The 18,837-nt window shown below is 72.6% G+C and carries 13 protein-coding genes, 1 pseudogene and 1 riboswitch; of the genes and pseudogenes, 7 read left to right on the top strand and 7 right to left on the bottom strand.

Annotated features, from left to right (window positions below):
- Positions 1–74 precede the first annotated feature (74 nt).
- Positions 75–1,184 carry an AAA family ATPase gene (locus ACGFYH_RS05750; protein WP_393801847.1) on the bottom strand — a complete coding sequence of 370 codons (1,110 nt, stop codon included), beginning with the start codon at positions 1,182–1,184 and terminating at the stop codon, positions 75–77.
- 257 nt (positions 1,185–1,441) lie between these two features.
- Here ACGFYH_RS05750 and ACGFYH_RS05745 point away from each other — a divergent pair, with 257 nt between their 5' ends.
- Together ACGFYH_RS05745 and ACGFYH_RS05740 are read left to right on the top strand one after the other, a co-directional pair.
- Positions 1,442–2,794: an SWIM zinc finger family protein gene (locus ACGFYH_RS05745; RefSeq protein WP_393801846.1), complete on the top strand. Its 1,353-nt coding sequence runs from the start codon at positions 1,442–1,444 to the stop codon at positions 2,792–2,794.
- Between the two features lie 551 nt (positions 2,795–3,345).
- Positions 3,346–4,920: a DUF5691 domain-containing protein gene (locus ACGFYH_RS05740; protein ID WP_393801954.1), complete on the top strand. Its 1,575-nt coding sequence runs from the start codon at positions 3,346–3,348 to the stop codon at positions 4,918–4,920.
- Positions 4,921–5,299: 379 nt separating this feature from the next.
- Here the strand turns inward: ACGFYH_RS05740 and ACGFYH_RS05735 are convergent, their stop codons facing one another.
- Entirely contained in the window at positions 5,300–5,716 is a 417-nt protein-coding gene (locus ACGFYH_RS05735; RefSeq protein ID WP_393801845.1) for a cobalamin B12-binding domain-containing protein, read from the bottom strand.
- 560 nt (positions 5,717–6,276) lie between these two features.
- On the opposite strand from ACGFYH_RS05735, the gene ACGFYH_RS05730 reads away from it, so the two are divergent.
- The gene (locus tag ACGFYH_RS05730) at positions 6,277–7,248 is read left to right on the top strand and encodes an esterase/lipase family protein (RefSeq protein ID WP_393801844.1); all 972 of its coding nucleotides are present in this window, start codon (positions 6,277–6,279) and stop codon (positions 7,246–7,248) included.
- 427 nt (positions 7,249–7,675) lie between these two features.
- Here ACGFYH_RS05730 and ACGFYH_RS05725 read toward each other — a convergent pair.
- A pseudogene (locus tag ACGFYH_RS05725) lies at positions 7,676–7,987 on the bottom strand (hypothetical protein); the annotation flags it as partial.
- A gap of 146 nt (positions 7,988–8,133) precedes the next feature.
- Between ACGFYH_RS05725 and ACGFYH_RS05720 the strand changes: the two are divergent.
- The gene (locus tag ACGFYH_RS05720) at positions 8,134–9,045 is read left to right on the top strand and encodes a M23 family metallopeptidase (protein ID WP_393801953.1); all 912 of its coding nucleotides are present in this window, start codon (positions 8,134–8,136) and stop codon (positions 9,043–9,045) included.
- Positions 9,046–9,125: 80 nt separating this feature from the next.
- Here ACGFYH_RS05720 and pcrA read toward each other — a convergent pair whose 3' ends face one another.
- A complete protein-coding gene (gene pcrA, locus ACGFYH_RS05715; protein WP_393801843.1) occupies positions 9,126–11,615 on the bottom strand; it encodes a DNA helicase PcrA in 2,490 nt (829 codons plus the stop codon).
- 249 nt (positions 11,616–11,864) lie between these two features.
- Positions 11,865–12,041: riboswitch (cyclic di-AMP (ydaO/yuaA leader) on the top strand.
- Positions 12,042–12,048: 7 nt separating this feature from the next.
- Between pcrA and ACGFYH_RS05710 the strand changes: the two genes are divergently transcribed.
- Positions 12,049–13,239: an NlpC/P60 family protein gene (locus tag ACGFYH_RS05710; protein ID WP_393801842.1), complete on the top strand. Its 1,191-nt coding sequence runs from the start codon at positions 12,049–12,051 to the stop codon at positions 13,237–13,239.
- A 26-nt stretch (positions 13,240–13,265) separates the two neighbouring features.
- Complete coding sequence (locus ACGFYH_RS05705) at positions 13,266–14,279, top strand: tellurite resistance/C4-dicarboxylate transporter family protein (RefSeq protein ID WP_393801841.1); 1,014 nt, start codon at positions 13,266–13,268, stop codon at positions 14,277–14,279.
- Here ACGFYH_RS05705 and ACGFYH_RS05700 read toward each other — a convergent pair.
- On the bottom strand, positions 14,257–14,610 hold the full coding sequence (locus ACGFYH_RS05700; protein WP_393801840.1) for a hypothetical protein: 354 nt from the start codon (positions 14,608–14,610) through the stop codon (positions 14,257–14,259). The genes ACGFYH_RS05705 and ACGFYH_RS05700 overlap by 23 nt on opposite strands.
- A gap of 306 nt (positions 14,611–14,916) precedes the next feature.
- Here ACGFYH_RS05700 and ACGFYH_RS05695 point away from each other — a divergent pair, with 306 nt between their 5' ends.
- Positions 14,917–15,969: an NlpC/P60 family protein gene (locus tag ACGFYH_RS05695; protein ID WP_393801839.1), complete on the top strand. Its 1,053-nt coding sequence runs from the start codon at positions 14,917–14,919 to the stop codon at positions 15,967–15,969.
- A gap of 470 nt (positions 15,970–16,439) precedes the next feature.
- Here ACGFYH_RS05695 and ACGFYH_RS05690 read toward each other — a convergent pair whose 3' ends face one another.
- Together ACGFYH_RS05690 and ACGFYH_RS05685 are read right to left on the bottom strand one after the other, a co-directional pair.
- On the bottom strand, positions 16,440–17,993 hold the full coding sequence (locus ACGFYH_RS05690; RefSeq protein ID WP_393801838.1) for an MFS transporter: 1,554 nt from the start codon (positions 17,991–17,993) through the stop codon (positions 16,440–16,442).
- 8 nt (positions 17,994–18,001) lie between these two features.
- Positions 18,002–18,790 carry a thioesterase II family protein gene (locus tag ACGFYH_RS05685; RefSeq protein WP_393801837.1) on the bottom strand — a complete coding sequence of 263 codons (789 nt, stop codon included), beginning with the start codon at positions 18,788–18,790 and terminating at the stop codon, positions 18,002–18,004.
- Between the last annotated feature and the right edge of the window lie 47 nt (positions 18,791–18,837).

The raw sequence follows: 18,837 nt of genomic DNA, 5'->3' as shown, positions 1-18,837 counted from the left end.
CTCGCCGTCCCCCGCCGGGCCGGCCACCACTGCCGCCGCCCCCGCTCCGTGTCGCGCCCGCATCGCCGTACCGTTCACACGGTCACCTCCCGGCAGGCCCGGTAGAAGTCCTGCCAGCCGTCGCGCTCGCGCACGACGGTCTCGAGGTACTCCTGCCAGACGACGCGGTCGGTGCCCGGGTCGCGGACGACCGCGCCTAGGACGCCCGCGGCGACGTCGGCGGCACGCAGCACTCCGTCGCCGAAGTGGGCGGACAGCGCGAGGCCGCCGGTCACGACGGAGATGGCCTCGGCCGTGGACAGCGTGCCGCTGGGCGACTTGACCTTCGTACGTCCGTCGCTCGTCAGGCCGTCGCGCAGCTCGCGGAAGACGGTGACGACACGGCGGATCTCGTCGGTGCCGTCGGGCGCCGACGGCAGGTCGAGGGAGCGGCCGATCTGGCCGACGCGGCGCGTGACGATGTCGACCTCGGCCTCGGCACTCTCCGGCAAGGGCAGCACCACGGTGTTGAAACGGCGGCGCAGGGCGCTGGACAGTTCGTTGACCCCGCGGTCGCGGTCGTTGGCGGTGGCGATCAGGTTGAAGCCGCGGACCGCCTGCACCTCCTGGCCCAGCTCCGGTATCGGCAGGGTCTTCTCGGACAGGATCGTGATCAGCGAGTCCTGCACGTCGGCCGGGATCCGGGTCAGCTCCTCCACCCGGGCGGTCGTGCCCTCCGCCATGGCCCGCATGACGGGGCTGGGGACGAGCGCCTCCCGGCTGGGGCCGTGGGCGAGCAGCCGGGCGTAGTTCCAGCCGTAGCGGACCGCTTCCTCGGGAGTGCCGGCCGTACCCTGCACCAGCAGGGTCGAGTCGCCGCTGACGGCTGCGGCGAGGTGCTCGGACACCCAGGTCTTCGCGGTGCCGGGCACGCCGAGCAGAAGCAGGGCGCGGTCGGTGGCGAGCGTGGTCACGGCGACCTCGACGATGCGGCGCGGGCCCACGTACTTCGGGGTGATCACCGTGCCGTCGGGCAGGGCGCCGCCGAGCAGGTAGGTGGCGACGGCCCACGGCGACAGCTTCCAGCGGGCCGGACGCGGGCGGTCGTCCCGCGCGGCCAGCGCGGCCAGTTCGGCCCCGAACGCGTGCTCGGCGTGCGGCCGCAGGACCTCCGCCTCGGACGTCCGTTCCGGCAATGCGGGCATGGCTGCCTCCCCCTCCAGCTAGGCCGGTCCGATCTGTCATCCACGGTGCACCACACCACTGACAATCGCTCCGACCTGCACAAATACCTTCATTCGGGCCGTTGTTCCGCCCGGCCGGAGCCATGAGAACAGGCGCCGCGTGGCCGGACGGACCGACGGGGAGACAGCCCGGCAGGACGTCAGTCGGTGGGAGAACCACGACCACCGGAACCCGCCCAGCGATATCAATGTCAGTGGGGGGACCTACCTTCGATGGCATGACTCAGCAGGGGGTGCGCTGGACCGCGGACCGGGTGCTCGCACTGGCGCCTGACGCCGCGTCACGCGAGGCGGGCGGCAGGCTCGGTTCGGCCGGGCCGTGGTCCGAGGTGGGGAGCAGCGAGGAGGGGGCGGTATGGGGACTGTGCAAGGGCAGCGGCAGCCAGCCGTATCGGACGGTCGTCGACGTCACGGACGTGTCCGGGCCCGCGTACGAATGCGGTTGCCCGAGCCGCAAGTCCCCGTGCAAGCACGCGTTGGGCCTGTTGCTGCTCTGGGCGGGCGGAGACGGTGTGGTGCCGGGGGCCCGGGCGCCGGACTGGGCGGAGCGGTGGATCGCCGGACGGTGCGAACGCAAGGCGGAGCGGGCAGCCGGTCCGCCCGCCCCCGCGGCCGCGTCCGGTGACCCGGAGGCGGCGCGGCGTCGGGCGGAGCGGCGGGCCGAGCGGATCACCGCGGGTGCGACGGAGCTGGAGCAGCGGCTCGCGGACCTCCTGCGCGGCGGTCTGGCAGGCGTCGGACAGGCGGGATACGGGCTGTGGGAGGAGACGGCGGCCCGCATGGTCGACGCCCAGGCACCGGGGCTGGCCTCGCGCGTAAGGGAGCTGGGTGCCACACCGTCGTCGGGCCCCGGCTGGCCGGTGCGGCTGCTCGAGGCGTGTGCCCTCCTCCACCTGCTCGACCAGGGCTGGTTGCGCCGCGAGCGACTGCCGGAGGACCTGGCGGCGACGGTCCGTTCGCGCGTAGGTCTGCCCGCGTCCGCGGACGGTCCGCCCCTGCGGGACCACTGGCTGGTCCTCGCCCAGTACGACACCGCGGACGCCCGGCTGACGACCCGTCGCATCTGGTTGTACGGCGCGGAGTCGGACCGCACCGCGCTGCTCCTCTCCTACGGTGCCGCGGGCCGGGCACCGGAGCAGGCACTGCCCGTGGGCCTGACCCTGGACGCGGAGGTCTCGGCGTATCCGGGCGCGGGTCGGCAGCGAGCGGCCCTGGGCCGGCGGTTCGCGCCGCCCGAGCCCGCACGCATACGTCCGAGGGGGGTGACGACGTCCCGGGCGGCCGACCGTTACGGCGAGGCCCTCCGCGGCGACCCGTGGCTGGACTCGGTGCCGGTGGCCCTGGAGCACGTCGTGCCCGTCCCGGACGGGGACGGCTGGCAGCTGGCGGACGCCGACGGGGACACGGCGCTGCCGCTCGCCGGGGACACGGGAAACCGTCCGGGCCTGTGGCGCCTGGTCGCCCTGTCGGGCGGCGCACCCGTCACGGTCTTCGGCGAGTGCGGCCACCGGGGCTTCACGCCGCTGACGGCCTGGCCGGCCGGACCGGGCCCGGCGGTGCCGCTGGCCTGACCCGTACCGATCCGTCCAGGCAATGGAAAGAGGGGAACCACATGACCAGGACGCCCGCCCCCACGGACACGTCCGCACCGGCGTCGACCGCCGTGCCGGCGTCGTCCGCCGAACCCGCGGTCCGCACACCGGCGGTCCCGACCGCGGCCGCGACGGTGCCCGAGGCAGACACCGGCCCTCGGACCGGCACCGTCCCCAAGGCCTGCGCCGAGTCCGAGGGTGACACGGTGCCCAGGCCTGTCGTCCGGGCAAAGGCAACCAACGGTCCCGGACGCGATGTGACACCCGCCCCGACGACTGCCGCCGCGGCTGCGGCCTTCGCCGGGGCCGGGGTCGGGGCTGCCGTCCCGGCCCCGGCCGCCGGCCCTCCCCACCCCGCTGCCGCGCGGGGCACCGGCTCACTGCCAGGGGCTCACTCGGGGCCGGGGGCCGACTCCGTACCGGGGGCCGACTCCGTACCGGGGGCCGACTCCGTACCGGGGGCTTCGGCCTGCCCACCAGCGGCCTCCACCGCGTCGGCGGCGGCTTCCGGGCCGGGTGTCTGGGAGGAGCTGGTCACCTCGGCACTGCTGGGCACGGACCGGCGTACCCCGCCGGGCGGCGAGCCGGGGCCGGGGGCGGCGGCCGCGTTGCTGGACGCGGCGGCCGCGGAGACCGTGCGCCGCCGCGCCGGACTGCGCCCGGCCCGCGCGGCACGGCGCCCCGGCCCGGCCCCCGAGGACCCCCGCCCGCCGCTGCCGGCCGCGGCCGCACACCGGCTCACCATGCTGCTCGCCGACCGCCCCGGCACGGCGGGCGGCGGCCGCAGAGGCGGTGCGCCCGATCTCATGGAGTTGCTGCCCCAGTGGCTGGCGACGGCGAACGCCCGCGGTTTCGCGGCCCCGCCCCAGGTGCTTCCGGCGCTGCTGGACGCGGCGCGGGGGCGTACGGATCTGCGGCCGGCGGCGTTGACGTTCGCCGGACCCCGTGCCCTGTGGCTGGCCCGGCTGAATCCGGACTGGCGGTTCGCCCTGCGTGCGGCGCCCGGTGGAGGGACCGCGCCGCCCGGCCCCGATGCCACGGAGCGGGTGCGACGGCTCTGGGACGAGGGCCTCTTCGCCGAGCGGGTCACTCTCCTCGCTTCCCTGCGCGCCCACGACCCCGTCGGCGCACGCGAACTGCTGGCCTCGACCTGGGCGACGGAGCGGGCCGAGGACCGGCTGATGTTCCTCGACTCGCTGCGGACGGGGCTGGAACCGGCGGACGAGCCGTTCCTGGAACAGGCACTCGCCGACCGCAGCCGCAACGTACGGGCCACGGCGGCGGAGTTGCTGTCGGCGCTGCCGGACTCGGCACTGGCCGCGCGCATGGCGGCGCGAGCCGCGACGTGCGTGTCCCTCGACCGCGCCCTCGCGCCGCCGGCGATCGTCGTCGAGGCGCCCCACGAGTGCGACGCGGGCATGGAGCGGGACGGCGTGGTGGCCAAACCGCCCGCGGGACGGGGGGAACGCTCCTGGTGGTTCGGCCAGTTGGCGGAGGCGGCCCCGCTCGGGGTCTGGCCGGCCCGGTTCGCGGGACGTACGGCCGAGGAGATCGTCGCTCTGCCGGTGTCGGACGGCTGGCGGAGCGAGCTGCACGCCGCGTGGTGCCGGGCGGCCGTACGGCAGCGCGACGGGGTGTGGGCGAGGGCGCTGCTGGGAGCACCCACGGCACCCGAGGCCGGCGGTCCGGGCGGGGTGTCGCTGGCCGAGCGGGCCAAGCTGCTCGGCACGCTGGGCGCCGGCGAACGCGCCGATTGGGTTGCCGGGTTCATCGCGACGCACGGGCTCTCCGAGGCATTCCAGCTGCTCGGCATGTGCGGGGTGCCGTGGGCCACGCCGCTCGGCAGGGCAGTGGTCGACGCGCTCAACATCGCCCGGGACGCCGGGAGCTACCCGTGGAGCTTCAGCGGCGTCATGGGCCTGGCCGAACGCTGCCTCGACCCGGCGGAGGCGAGCCGCCTCGACGGCCTGCTGGCGATACCGGACGAGCCGGAGGACGCGTCGCCGGGAGCCGGGGGGTACTGGGCGGAGGCGTTCCAACGGCTCGTCACGACGTTGCGTCTGCGGGCGGCGATGGCCGAGGAACTCGGGGCGGGGACGGCGTAGACGGAGCGCCACGTCGACACGGAGCGGACCGCGACGCACACGGCCCGACGAGCACGGCCCAACGCACACGGGCCCGGACGCACACGGCCCGGAGGCAGACGACTCAACGGACAAGGCCCAACGCACACGGCCCGACGAGCACGGCCCCACCAGCACGGTCTGACGCACACGGCCCGGACGTACACGGTGCGACGCACACGGCCCGGACGCCCATCGCGGCGCGTGCCATGCCCGGGCCCCGGCCCCGGACCCCGCACCAGAGGGACGCCGCCCGCGGCCACGACTACCCACGACTACCCCCGGGTGCCGCGTCAGCACCAAGGCGCGCCCGCCTCGGCGCCGCCGCGCGACCCGCACCGGCAGAGCGGGCGGACGGCGGTTATGCCCCGGCCGGCTCCCGCACGTTGGTCCGGACCCAGTCCACGATCGACGCCGTGGTCGCGCCGGGGGTGAAGATCTCCGCGACGCCCTTCTCCTTCAGCGGGGCGATGTCCGCCTCGGGGATGATCCCGCCGCCGAAGACCAGGATGTCCGCCGAGTCCCGCTCCCGGAGCAGCTCGATCACGGCGGCGAAGAGCGTGTTGTGCGCACCGGAGAGGATGGACAGTCCGATCGCGTCGGCGTCCTCCTGGATCGCGGTGTCCACGATCTGCTCGGGAGTCTGGTGGAGCCCGGTGTAGATGACCTCCATACCGGCGTCGCGCAGGGCCCGCGCGATCACCTTGGCCCCGCGATCGTGGCCGTCGAGCCCCGGCTTGGCCACCACCACGCGGATCGGACCGGCTGCCACACCCATCACTGCCTCCATGAAGCGACTACATCCATCCGTACCGACAAGTACCGCACACTTCACCGATGCCGTACACAGGAGCACGGCACTCGAAGCCGCGCCTCATGCACGAAGCGCGCGAAGTGCGCACCCTCATGCACGAAGCGCGCGAAGTGCGCACCCTCGCGGCGCGGAGACCCCGCACCACAGCGTCCGGGAAGTGAACGAACGTTATCCCCAGCATCCCGCACCCGGCAGTTTCGCGGTGGATACAGAGGGGGAAATCACACGGTGGGACACGTTCGCCGCGCACCGCTCCAGGGCGCGGCGGCGACACGCGCACGGAGAGCCGCAGCGAGGGCAGGACAGGGCAGCAGCGGGGCCCGTCACCGTTTGGCCGTATCACCGGCACCACAGACCACCTGTGACCCGCATGACCCATCGGGCCCACAAGGCTCTGACACGGTACCGCGACACACACGCAGGAATAAACCTCGCGAACACCACCAATCACTGGTGTCACGGCGCTCCACGAGGGCACACGGGGGACAGAGGCGTCCCTGCGCGTGCCGACAGGAGGTCGGCCCATGAAGGTCACCACGGCAGCACTGCCCCTTCTCCCGCTCTTCCAGCGTCTTCTGCCCGGTTTGCCGGGACTGCCCGGCCTCCCGGGGGTACCGGACCTGGTGAGCCTTCCGGGCCGGCTGACCGGGCTTTCCCTGACCCTCCTGAAGGCAAGCGCCCTGGAGGCCGCGATCCTGGCCGGGCATCTCCTGCTCTATCCCTCGGGGATCATCCAGGAGCGCCATCCGGTCCGGGTCCTCCCGCCGACGGACTCCCCCGACCCCCTGCCCTCCCCTCCGGTCCCCCGGCTCCCGGCCCCCGTCAGCCCCCCGGTCGTCCTGCTGCACGGCTTCATCGACAACCGCTCGGTGTTCCTGCTGCTGCGCCGCAGCCTGGTCCAGCACGGCAGGCACGACATCGAGTCACTGAACTACTCCCCCCTGACCTGCGACATCCGTACCGCGGCCGAGCTGCTGGGCCGGCACATCGAGGGGATCTGCGAGCGGACGGGCAGTGAGCGCGTCGACGTCGTCGGGCACAGCCTCGGTGGTCTGATCGCGCGGTACTACGTGCAGCGCCTCGGCGGAGAGCGCCGCGTCAGGACACTCGTGACGCTCGGCACCCCGCACGCCGGCACCAGGGTGGTCCCGCTGGCGAACGCGCACCCGATCGTGCGCCAGATGCGCCCCGGGTCGGCGGTGCTCGACGAGCTGAGCCTGCCGACGCCCGGCTGCCGTACGCGGTTCGTCAGCTTCTGGAGCGACCTCGACCGCGTGATGGACCCGCTGGAGACGGCCTGCCTCGACCACCCGGACCTGACCGTGCGGAACGTACGCGTCAGCGGCATCGGCCATCTCGCGCTGCCCGTCCATCCCGCCGTGGCCACGGGGATTCGGGAGGCACTCGACACCATCGCACTCGAAACGGGCGCGGAGACAGACGCGCAAGCGGGTATGGGGACGGGCAAACGGGCGGGCGGACTGACGGTGGCCTGAGTCGGACACATCCGTTCAGCGTCGAACAAGCGTCGAACACAAAGCCAAGCTCGTGCACGCCGACCCCCAAAACACGGCCGATTGCCCGTTTCCCGCGCGCGCGAAACCTGGCGAAGATTGTCGTGCCCGCATACCGCCGGGTACAGTCACCGCACTGCTCTGGCAGCCCCTGTTGTCGAGGCGAAAGAGAAGTTGGTGAACGACCGTCACCCGTCGGGGACCGTACCCACCCCGGCTTCGGCTTCCGACGCCGCTTCGGCGCCATACGCGTCGTACGGCGCAGGGGAGGCCCCTTACGACGACCTCACCACGTACGGCGGCGGCTACGACACCACCGGTTTCTCCACCGGCGGTACCGTCTCCCCGACCTTCGACACGGACCCCCTCTTCGGCAGCCTGCCGGGCCACTACACCGGTGCCCACGAGGTCACGGGTTCCTACGACACCACCCAGTGGCCCTCGGGCGACGGGCAGGTTCCGCACTACGACGGGTACGCGGCCCAGCACCACGCCGCCTACGACACCGGCGCCTACGACACGACGACGTGGACGGCCGGTTACCAGCAGCCCGGCTCCGTGCCGCCGCAGGCCGAGAGCGCCGAGGCCACCGGCCAGTGGGACACCGGCGCCTGGAGCCGGCCGGACCAGTCCGGCGAGCCGGCCGACCCGACCCAGCAGTGGGACTGGGGCACGCAGACCTTCGAAACCGGCACCTTCGAAACCGGCACCTTCGAAACCGGCACCTTCGAAACCGGCACCTTCGAAACCGGCACCTTCGAGACCGGCACCTTCGACGCCACGCAGTGGAACCACGACGGGACGGCGACGGACGCGGCCCCGCCGGGAGCCGCCGGGCACCCCGCGCCGGACGACGCCGCGCCGGACATGCCGCCCGCCCCCGAGAGCGCTGAACCCTCTTCCTACGAGGGCGAGCCGGCCGCCACCGGCGAACTCCCCACGGTGACCGCCCTGCTGGACGACGAGGAAGAACTCACACCGGCCGCGCTGATCCCGTCCGCACGCACCGCCTCCCGCGGAGGGACGCGGTCCCGCCGCCGCCGGCCCGCCAAGCGCTCCGCACTGCTGACCGTCGCCGTGCCGTCGGCCTGCGTGATGAGCGTCGCCGGTATCGCGGCCGCCTCCGTCGGCGGCCTGACCGGCGACGAGGGGGCGGAGACCACGGCGTCCGCGCCGGACCCGGGCAACGCGAAGGCCGCGCCGGTGAAACCGTCCGCCGCCAACAACAAGCTGGACACCCAGCTCACGAGCCTCGCCGCCGGAGCCGACGACTTCGCCGACCGGGCCAGCCGGACGCAGGAGCGCATCGACCTCAAGGCCGAGCAGGCCGCCGAGAAGAGGCGGGCGGCTGAGGAAGCGGCCCGCAAGGAGCGGCTGCGCCCCAAGTTCGCGCTCCCGGTGGCGCAGCACGGCCTCAGCGCGTATTACGGCCAGGCCGGCATCAACTGGATGTCCGTGCACACGGGCATCGACTTCCCCGTGTCGTACGGGACGTCCGTGATGGCCGCGACCGACGGGACGGTCCGTACGCAATACAACAGCGCGTACGGCAACATGATGATCGTGACCGCCAAGGACGGCACGGAGACGTGGTACTGCCACCTCTCCAGTTACCAGGTTCCCTCCGGTACGACCGTCAAAGCCGGCGACGCGATCGCGTTCTCCGGGAATTCCGGCAACTCGACCGGTCCCCACCTGCACTTCGAGGTGCGTCCCGCCGGCGGCTCGTCGATCGACCCGCTCCCGTGGCTGCGCAGCCACGGCATCAACCCGACGTGACCCCGTAACGTCTCAGCAGACCGCACCTCCCGGGTCCGGACCGGGCCGCCGCCCGGGACCGCACCGCCCTCGTCACACCCTCAGAGCTTCTCCACCGGCGCGTACCGCAGCAGCAGCCGCTTCGGCTTGGGGTCCCCGAAGTCGATTGTCGCCTCTGCGTTCGACCCGGTGCCCTTGACCCCGACCACCGTCCCGAGCCCGAACTGGTCGTGCGTGACACGGTCGCCGACCGCGAGCGAGACCGTCGGCTGCTCGGCGGAGGCGGACCGTCGCGTGGCGAAGCCGGACGCGCCCGACGCCGAGGAGCGTGAGCGGGACGACGACAGCGAGGCCGCCACGCCCGAGACGGGCGCGGAGGGCGCAGGACCGTTCGCCCCGGTCCGCTTCCACTCCAGGTGGGGGGCCGGGATCTCCTCCAGGAACCGCGAGGGCGGGTTGTACGACGGCTGACCCCAGGCGCTGCGCAGCGTCGACCGGGTCAGGTACAGCCGCTCGCGGGCGCGTGTGATGCCGACGTAGGCCAGGCGCCGCTCCTCCTCCAGCTCCTTGGCCTGGCCGAGGGCGCGCAGGTGCGGGAACACGCCGTCCTCCATGCCGGTGAGGAAGACGACCGGGAACTCCAGGCCCTTCGCGGTGTGCAGGGTCATCAGGGTGACGACGCCGTCACCGTCCTCCTCGTCGGGGATCTGGTCGGAGTCCGCGACGAGTGCGACCTTCTCCAGGAACTCGGCGAGGGTGCCGGCCTCCTCGCTCTCGGCCCGCTCCTGCTCGAACTCCAGGGCGACGGCCGCGAGTTCCTGGAGGTTCTCGATGCGGGTCTCGTCCTGCGGGTCGGTGGAGGCCTGCAACTCGGCGAGGTAGCCGGTGCGTTCGAGGATCGCCTCAAGGACGGTCGCCGGTCCGGCGCCGGACTCGACGATCGTACGGAGGTCCTCCATGAGCGTGTTGAACCGCTTGACGGCGTTCGCGGAGCGCGCGGCCATACCGTACGCCTCGTCGACGCGCCGGAGCGCCTGCGGGAAGCCGATCTTCTCGCGCTGGGCCAGGGCGTCGATCATCGCCTCGGCGCGGTCGCCGATGCCCCGCTTGGGGACGTTGAGGATGCGGCGCAGCGGCACCGAGTCCTCCGGGTTGGCCAGCACCCGCAGGTAGGCCAGGACGTCCCGGACCTCCTTGCGCTCGTAGAAGCGGACGCCGCCGACGACCTTGTAGGGCAGGCCGGTGCGGATGAAGACCTCTTCGAAGACACGGGACTGTGCGTTGGTCCGGTAGAAGACGGCGACGTCGCCGGCCTTCGCCTCGCCCGCGTCGGTGAGGCGGTCTATCTCGTCGGCGACGAACTGGGCCTCGTCGTGCTCGGTGTCGGCGACGTAGCCGGTGATCTGCGCGCCGCTGCCCTGGTTGGTCCAGAGGTTCTTGGGGCGGCGGGACTCGTTGCGCTCGATGACCGCGTTGGCGGCGCTGAGGATGGTCTGCGTGGAGCGGTAGTTCTGCTCCAGCAGGATCGTCGTCGCGTCCGGGTAGTCCTCCTCGAACTGGAGGATGTTGCGAATGGTGGCGCCGCGGAAGGCGTAGATCGACTGGTCGGCGTCGCCCACCACGCACAGCTCGGCGGGCGGGACCTCGGCCTCGGGCGGCACGTCGAAGGGGTGGTCCGAGGGAGCGCCGACCAGTTCACGGACCAGGGCGTACTGGGCGTGGTTGGTGTCCTGGTACTCGTCGACCAGGACGTGCCGGAAGCGGCGGCGGTAGTGCTCGGCGACGTCCGGGAAGGCGCGCAGCAGGTTGACCGTCGTCATGATCAGGTCGTCGAAGTCGAGCGCGTTCGCCTCGCGCAGCCGCGACTGGTAGAGGGCGTAGGCCTGGGCGACGGTCTTCTCGAAGCCGTCGGCGGCCTGTGCGGCGAAGTCCTCCTCGTCGATCAGCTCGTTCTTCAGGTTGCTGATCTTGGCGCTGAAGGACTTCGGCGGGAAGCGCTTCGGGTCCAGGTCGAGATCCCGGCACACCAGCGCCATCAAGCGCTTGGAGTCGGCCGCGTCGTAGATCGAGAAGGACGAGGTGAAGCCGAGCCTCTTGGACTCGCGGCGCAGGATGCGGACGCAGGCGCTGTGGAAGGTCATCACCCACATCGCGTTCGCGCGCGGGCCGACGAGCTGTTCCACGCGCTCCTTCATCTCGCCCGCGGCCTTGTTGGTGAAGGTGATCGCGAGGATCTGGCCCGGGTGGACGTTCCGATCGGCCAGCAGGTGGGCGATGCGGTGGGTGAGCATGCGGGTCTTGCCGGAGCCGGCACCGGCCACGATGAGCAGCGGGGAGCCGGAGTGGACGACGGCCGCCCGCTGGTTGTCGTTCAGCCCTTCCAGGAGCGCGGCGGCGTCCAGAGCGGGGCGCGGGGCACCGTCCCGGTAGTGGGTGTCCCGGTCCGGCGGCGCGTCGAACCTCCCGCCGAACAGATCGTGCGGAACCGGCTCCGTTCCGTGATCGTCCTCGGGTGGCGGCGGGTGTTCCTCCTCGTGGCCCCGGGGGGTCTGGAGGTTCGCCAGGAAGCTGTCGTCAAAGAGGCTGCTCATCGCTCTCCGAGTCTAGGGCGCCCCACCGACAACCCGGTGCCACCCCGGAAAACGGCCCGCATCCCGGCCGGGCACACCCTGCGACGCTACGGGCGACGATGAGTGACGCCCGCGGCCGGACGGGAGCGCCCGCACAGAAGGTAACGAAAATGTATCGGGCATATCACCCACCAACCTTCACAGCGGCCACACGAGTTGGCTACGGTGCGGGCAGGCCGCTCGACCCCCTCCGGCGAACCTCGCCGGGCCGTGCGGCCTCCGCCGAGTCCGGCGTGCCCGCACGGCGCCCGGAGCCGGGGACCCAACCGAGACTTTGGGGTGAATCGGCCGACCGCCCTCGACGAGGGGGGCCGCCGTAGGGCAAACCTTCCGAACCGCCGCCCGAACCCGACAGCTAACCCGGTAGGCGGAGCACTGGAAGGAGTCGCCTCCCTTGGCGTCGCACCGCAAGTCGCGTCCCACCGGTACGCGCGTCGCAGGCATACGGACCCCGGCCCTCGCCACGGCCGCCCTCACCTCCGTCGCCCTGCTGTCCCAGACGGCCAACGCCGCGCCGTCGGACGACCGGCCGAGCCTCGAAGAGGTCGAGAAGAAGGTCGACGACCTGTACCGCCAGGCCGGGTCGGCGACCGAGAAGTACAACGCGGCCAAGGAGAAGACCTCCAAGCAGCGCAAACGCGCCGACACCCTCCTCGACGACGTCGCCGAGCGCACCCAGAAGCTCAACGACGCGCGCGAGGAGCTGGGCTCCTTCGCCTCCGCCCAGTACCGCACGGGGGCGTCGGTCCCCGAGACCGCGACGCTGCTGCTCGCGGACTCGCCGCAGGACTACTTCGACCAGAACCAGCTGATGAGCCGGCTCACCGGCCGCCAGAAGAGCGCCGTCGACGACTACGTCACCCAGCAGTCCGAGACCATGCGGAAGCGTCGGGAGGCCACCGCGAGCCTCGAAACGCTCACGGACTCGCAGGACGACCTGAGGACGGCCAAGTCGACCGTCCAGAAGAAGCTCGCCACGGCGCGCGAGCTGCTGTCGGAGCTGACCGCCGAGGAGAAGGCCCGGCTCGCGGCGATCGAGAAGAAGAAGCGGCAGGAGGCCGCCCGCAAGGCCGCCGAGCTGGCGAAGCAGCAGGCCGAGGAGCGCAGGCGGCAGGAGGAGGCCGCCCAGCGGCAGGAGGACGACGCCCGCTCCGGTGCGTCCGGCACCCCGGAGCCCTCCGGCGGCACCGGTGCTTCGGGACCGACGACGCCGGACTCCCCGACCGGGACCAAGGCCGACAAGGCGCTCGCCTTCGCCCGCGCCCAGATCGGCAAGCCGTACGTCTGGGGCGCCACGGGCCCCGGCTCCTACGACTGCTCCGGCCTCACCCAGGCCGCCTGGAAGGCCGCGGGCGTGACGCTGCCGCGCACCACCTACGACCAGGTCGAGGCCGGCACGACCGTCTCCGTCTCCCAGGCGCAACCCGGTGACCTGGTGTTCTTCTACGACGACATCAGCCACGTCGGCCTCTACATCGGCAACGGCATGATGATCCACGCCCCGAAGCCGGGCGCGTACGTCCGCGAGGAGTCGGTCTTCTACGACGGCGAGTCCGCGATCCACAGCGTGGTGCGCCCGGCCTGACCGGCGCGGCTCTCTAGCATCGGGGCATGTCGTCCGGCACTCCTCGCTCTCCCTTGCGCGCCTGGTGGGCGCAGCGCCCACCGGCGGCCGGGGCCGCGGTGATGGCGACCGGCATCGTGTCGGTCGCCCTGCATCTGACGGGCCGCGAGGCCCTGTCCCGGATCAGCCTGGTGCTGGCCTGTGCCGCCTGGCTGCCGCTGGCGGCGAACTTCGGCTACCTGCTGCTGGCCGAGCGCGCGCGGTGGATGAAGCGGGCGGGGACGCCGGGCGCGCTCACCGCCGTCGCCGCGACGACCGTGCTCGGCACCCGTTTCTCCCTGCTGGGCTGGTCGCTCCTGGCGGCGGTGCTGCTGGCGCTGGCGGCCCTGCTGTGGCCGTGGCTGCTGGTCCTGGTGGTGCGGCGCTGGGGACGGAGGATGCCGGGGACGGTGTTCCTGGGCTGCGTGGCCACGGAGGGGCTCGCCGTCCTGGGCGCCACGCTGGCCGCGGCCACCTCGACGGCCTGGCTGGCACACGCGGCCCTGGTGCCGTTCTGGCTGGGGATCGTGCTCTATCTGATCGCGCTGTTCCGCTTCGATCTGCGGCAGGTGGCCAGGGGCGCCGGGGACCACTGGGTGGCGGGCGGCGCGCTCGCCATCTCGGCCCTCGCCGGCGCCAAGCTGCTGGCGGCGGCCGGGACGGGCATGTACCTGTGGAACGCCGACGACAACGCCGTTCTGCACGACCTGACCGTCTTCCTGCTCGCCCTCGACCTCGCCTGGTACGCCGTACTCGTGGCCGCCGAGATCGTCTGGCCCCGCGTCCGCTACGACGCGCGCCGCTGGTCGACCGCCTTCCCGCTCGGCATGACGGCGGCGGCGACGCTGTCCGTGGCCGCCGTCGTCGGCGTCCCGTGGCTGGACGGGCCCGGCCGGGCGCTGCTGTGGATCGCGGTGGCCGGGTGGCTGGCGGTCGCGGCGGGGGCGGTCGTCCGGGCCCGGGCCACGCTGCGGTCCGCGGGGGCGGGCACCGGGGCGGTCAGGTCCACAGCACCGCGATGAAGACGTTCACCAGGGTCAGCGCGCCCACCAGACCGAACAGCGTCTTGTCCGCCTTCTCCTCGTCGCGCTTCACGTAGACCAGGCCGAGGATCACGATCAGTACGGCGAGCTTCACGCCCATCTTGACGTTGTCGACGGAGTGGTCCTGGGCCTGGTTGAGGCCGATCAGGACGGCGCCGGTGACCAGCATCGTCAGCGCGCCGTGCAGCATCGCGGGGGTGAAGCGGGCCGTGCCCCGGCCCATCGCCTTCAGCTGGGTCAGGAAGCCGCCGAGGAGCGCGGCGATGCCGATGATGTGCAGACCGACGAAGATGTGGAGGAGTACGTCCATGGAGCCGGAGCCTAATGAGGGGCCGGACGCGCCCGGACACCGGCCCGTCGCGTGTCCCATAACAGCTCACGTCCCCCACCCGCCCCCTGACCGGCAGATCGGTCATCACCCTGTGTGAAGACAACGCCCGCCGGGCGGCGTTGCGGTCACATACGGTCTCCGTCCGATCCACTGGCGCCACTTCCGCACATCCCGTCACCGGGCCGTTACCGGCACGCCTAGCGTCCTTCCTCAGGCAGCCGGAGCGGACCGGAGCCGACCCGGCGCGGGCCGGAGTCGAGTCGTACGGAAGGACGTGGATCGCAGGTGGGAGCGCACCGCAGGCCGCGACAGCGCGCGACGGGCGGCGGCAGAGCCCGTACGGCGGCCACGATCACCCTCGCGGGGGCGGCCACCGCGGCGGGCCTGGGCGGGACCGGACACGCCGATCCGCAGCCGACGGCGGCACAGGTCAGGGCCAGGGTGGACAAGCTCTACCAGGAGGCGGAGGTCGCCACCGAGAAGTACAACGGCGCGAAGGAGAAGGCGGACGCCGCCGAACACCGCCTGGAGGAACTGCGGGACGAGGCCGCCCGCAAGGAGGACCGGCTGAACTCGGCACGGGAGGCGCTGGGTTCGGCCGCGGCGGCGCAGTACCGCAGCGGCGGCCTCGACCCCGCCCTGCAACTCGTGCTCTCCGCCGACCCCGACCGCTACCTCGACGGCGCCGCGTTCGTCGAGCGCGCGGGCAGCCGGCAGACGGCCACCCTGGGCCGCGTGCGCGAGGAACTCCGCGACATCGGGCAACTGCGCGGCGCCGCCCGCGTCGAGGTGACCTCGCTGAAGTCACGCCGGGCCGAGCTGAAACGCCACCGCGAGACCGTCACCGGCAAGCTGGCGGCGGCCCGCCGCCTGCTGTCCAGGCTGACCGCCGAGGAACGCGGCCGCCCGGGCCGGGGCACCGGCGACCGCGTCTCCCGCTCCGCACCGGGCCCCCGGGACGGCCTGACCGCCTCCGCCCAGGCGCCCAACTCCCGTGCCGCGGCGGCCGTCGCCTACGCCTACCAGAAGCTCGGCAGCCCCTACGTATGGGGCGCGACCGGCCCGAACGCCTTCGACTGCTCCGGCCTCACCCAGGCCGCCTACCGCGCCGCCGGCGTCTCCCTCCCCCGTACGACCTACGCCCAGATCGACGCGGGCCGCCGTGTCCCACGGTCCGGACTCCTCCCCGGAGACCTGGTCTTCTTCTACTCGGGCATCAGCCACGTCGGCATCTACGTCGGCAACGGGCAGATGATCCACGCCCCGAACCCGTCGGCACCGGTGCGGGTCGCCCCCGTCGACGCGATGCCGTTCGCGGGGGCGGCGCGGGTCGTGTGACCGTGGGGCGGCAGGTGGCCTGTTGTCAACGGCTACGGCTACGGGCGGCGAGCGCGGCCTCGCGTGCGAGGGCGCCGGGATTCGGTAGGGCCGCCTCGCGTGGGGGGGGCCTTGCCCGCTGGGGCTCGATCCGGCGGTACGGCAGCCTCGGCACAGGCCGCCAACGAAGGCAGCGGGGCGGCCCGGGACGCCGCACTCGGTGCACTCCGGCATAAGGCGGCCGAGGAGGCGGGGTTCGCGGGCGTCGGCTCGCGCGTCCGGGACCGCGAAGGGCGATGGGGCATGGGCGTGGGCATGGACGGCAGCTTGTCCCGCAGTCGACGGGCGACGAACCCACGGGGAGCGTGGACGGCGTCGGGCAGGCCGGCTGTGAGGGCCTGCGTCAGGTGCGTGACGGGCAGGTGGTGAATCGTCCGGTCTACGTGGCCTTGTTCGTGCTCCCGAGCGTGATCGAGAACGCGGGCTGAACCTCACAGGTCAGTCAGGGCTGCTGGTAGGGAGGGGGTGGCTCGTTGGGAGTGTGCTGGGCGGGCGGGCAGCCAGTATGCGGCGGCTGCGGCAGTGAGGAAGGTGACCAGTCCGGCGAGGAGGGCGGTGTGTGTGAGTCCTTCGGTGAAGGACTCACGGGCTGTAGTGAGGAGGTGCTCGCGTGCGGGACTCGCCAGGTGGGGTGCGAGGGTCAGCGGGGCGAGGACGTTTTCGGTGGCGGCTTGGGCGAGGTGCGCGGGCACATCAGTACCGGTGAGCCGGTTACTCAGCCGGTCGCTGTAGAGGGTGGCCAGGAGGGATCCCTGTACGGCCACACCGAGGGCGGAGCCGACTTGGCGTGTGGCGTCGTTGATGGCTGAGCCGAGGCCGGCCTTTTCGCCGGGGGTGGCGCCCATGACCGTTTCCGTTGCCGCTGCGACGGTCAGTCCGGCTCCTGCGCCGGCGACGGCCTGGAAGACGATCAGGTGATCGTAGCCGGAGGTGGCGTTTGTGGTCGCCAGAACGGCGAACGAGGCTGTGGTGACGAGTAGGCCCGTGACGATCGGGAGGCGGTTTCCCCATCGGGTCGCGAGCGGCAGGGCGGCAGCCGCTCCCAGCACGAGCCCGGCGGGGAGCGGCAGCGTCCGTACCCCGGCCTGCCAGGGGGTGTAGCCCAGTACGCCCTGGAGGTAGAGGGTGACGACGAACAGCGCTCCGAAGCAGGCGAAGGACATCAGTGCCAGTGCTGCGGCGCCCATGCTGATCGATGGGATACGCAGCAGGGAGATGGGAAGCATCGGGAACCGGGCGTGGTGCTGGCGTGCGATGAATCCTGTGAGCAGGAGGGCCGCCGTGCCGAAGGCGGTCAGGACGGGCGTGCTGGTCCAGCCGTGCGTGGGGCTTTCGATGAACGCCCAGACGAGTGCGAGGAGGCCGGCGGCGGACAAGACGATGCTGGGCCAGTCGACGGGGGTGTGCGGTGCGCGCGACTCCGGGACGAGGATCAGGGCGAGCGTGATGGCGATGGCCGCGACGGGCAGGTTGATCCAGAACGCGGCGCGCCACGAGAAGTGTTCGACGAGCCAGCCGCCGAGTACCGGTCCGGTCAGTCCCCCGACGCCGATCACTGCCGTCCACAGGGCGATCGCACGGCGCCGTAGTTCGGGCTCGGGGAAGAGCTGGTGGATGATGGACAGCGTGGCGGGCATCAGCAGGGCGGCACCGGCGCCCATGGCTCCGCGGGCCGCGATGACTTGCTCCGGTTCCTGTGCGAGGGCTCCGAGGAGTGAGGCCGTGGCGCACAGCAGGAGGCCGGTGGTGAAGGCCCGGCGGCGTCCGATGCGGTCGGTCAGGGACCCGCTTGCCAGCACACTGCCGCCAAGGACGAGGGCGTAGCCGTCGATGATCCATTGGATCTGCGACATCGAGGGCCGGAGATCGGTGTGGAGGTCGGGGACGGCGACGTTCAGGACTGTCAGGTCGATGGCGAGGAGGAACAGGCCCAGGCACACGGTGAGCGTCGCGGACCAGCGGCGAGACTCGTTCGTGCGTGTCACTTGATCGTTCACGGTGCCGTCAGCGGGTAGCGGGTGGCGGCGTGGAGGTCCTTGCACAGCCGGCCGGTCAGGGCGCTGATCTGTCGGTCGGGGTAGTTGTGCGTGCCTGGGAAGACCCGTGGGGATACGGGCTGGGTGGTGAGGTCGCCCCAGGTGCGCAGTCGTTCCATGGGGGCGATCGGGTCGTCCTGGCCGCCGTATACGGCGACGGGGAGGTCCAGCAGTGGTTCGGGCTGGTGTCGGTACTGCAGGGCGAGGAGCAGGTCCGCGAGGATCGGGGTGTAGGCGGCGGCGAGGATCCGGGGGTCGTCCAGGAGTTCGTCGGGGATGGGGCCGAGGAGCCTGGCGGCGCCTTGTCTTCCGTCCAGCAGGACTGCGGACAGTGCGGTGACGAAGGCGTCCAGGTGGGGTGCGGGCAGGGCGGAGAGTGCGAGCAGCACGGGCGGGCGGTGGCGGGCGCGGACCAGGGCACGTGTGGTCTCGTAGGCGAGCAGGGAGCCGAGACTGTGGCCGAACAGTGCGTACGGCCGGTCGTCGTCGCTCTGGTGGATCAGGTTTGCCAGGGCCGTGGTGGTGTAGTGGGGGTCCGTGAGAGAGGCATGGTCGGCGAGAGCGCCGCGGCCGGGCAGCCGGACGGCCCACAGGTCTACGGATTCGGGCAGATGCTCTGCCCAGGGACGGTAGAAGCTGGGGCCGCCGCCTGCGGGCGGCAGGCACAGTAGTCGCAGTTCAGCGGCGGGCCGGTCGGTGAGCGAGGCCAGGGAAGGCTCCCCGGTATGGGGAAGGCGCGGTGTCACGGTTCTGTGTCCGTTCGGAAGGCGAGGGGCCCGGGGCCGCGCCGGCT

The sequence above is a fragment of the Streptomyces sp. NPDC048392 genome, assembly GCF_043200575.1.
Classification (GTDB): domain Bacteria; phylum Actinomycetota; class Actinomycetes; order Streptomycetales; family Streptomycetaceae; genus Streptomyces.
Note: the sequence above shows the minus strand (reverse complement) of the source record. Positions and strands in the feature narration are given on the sequence as shown.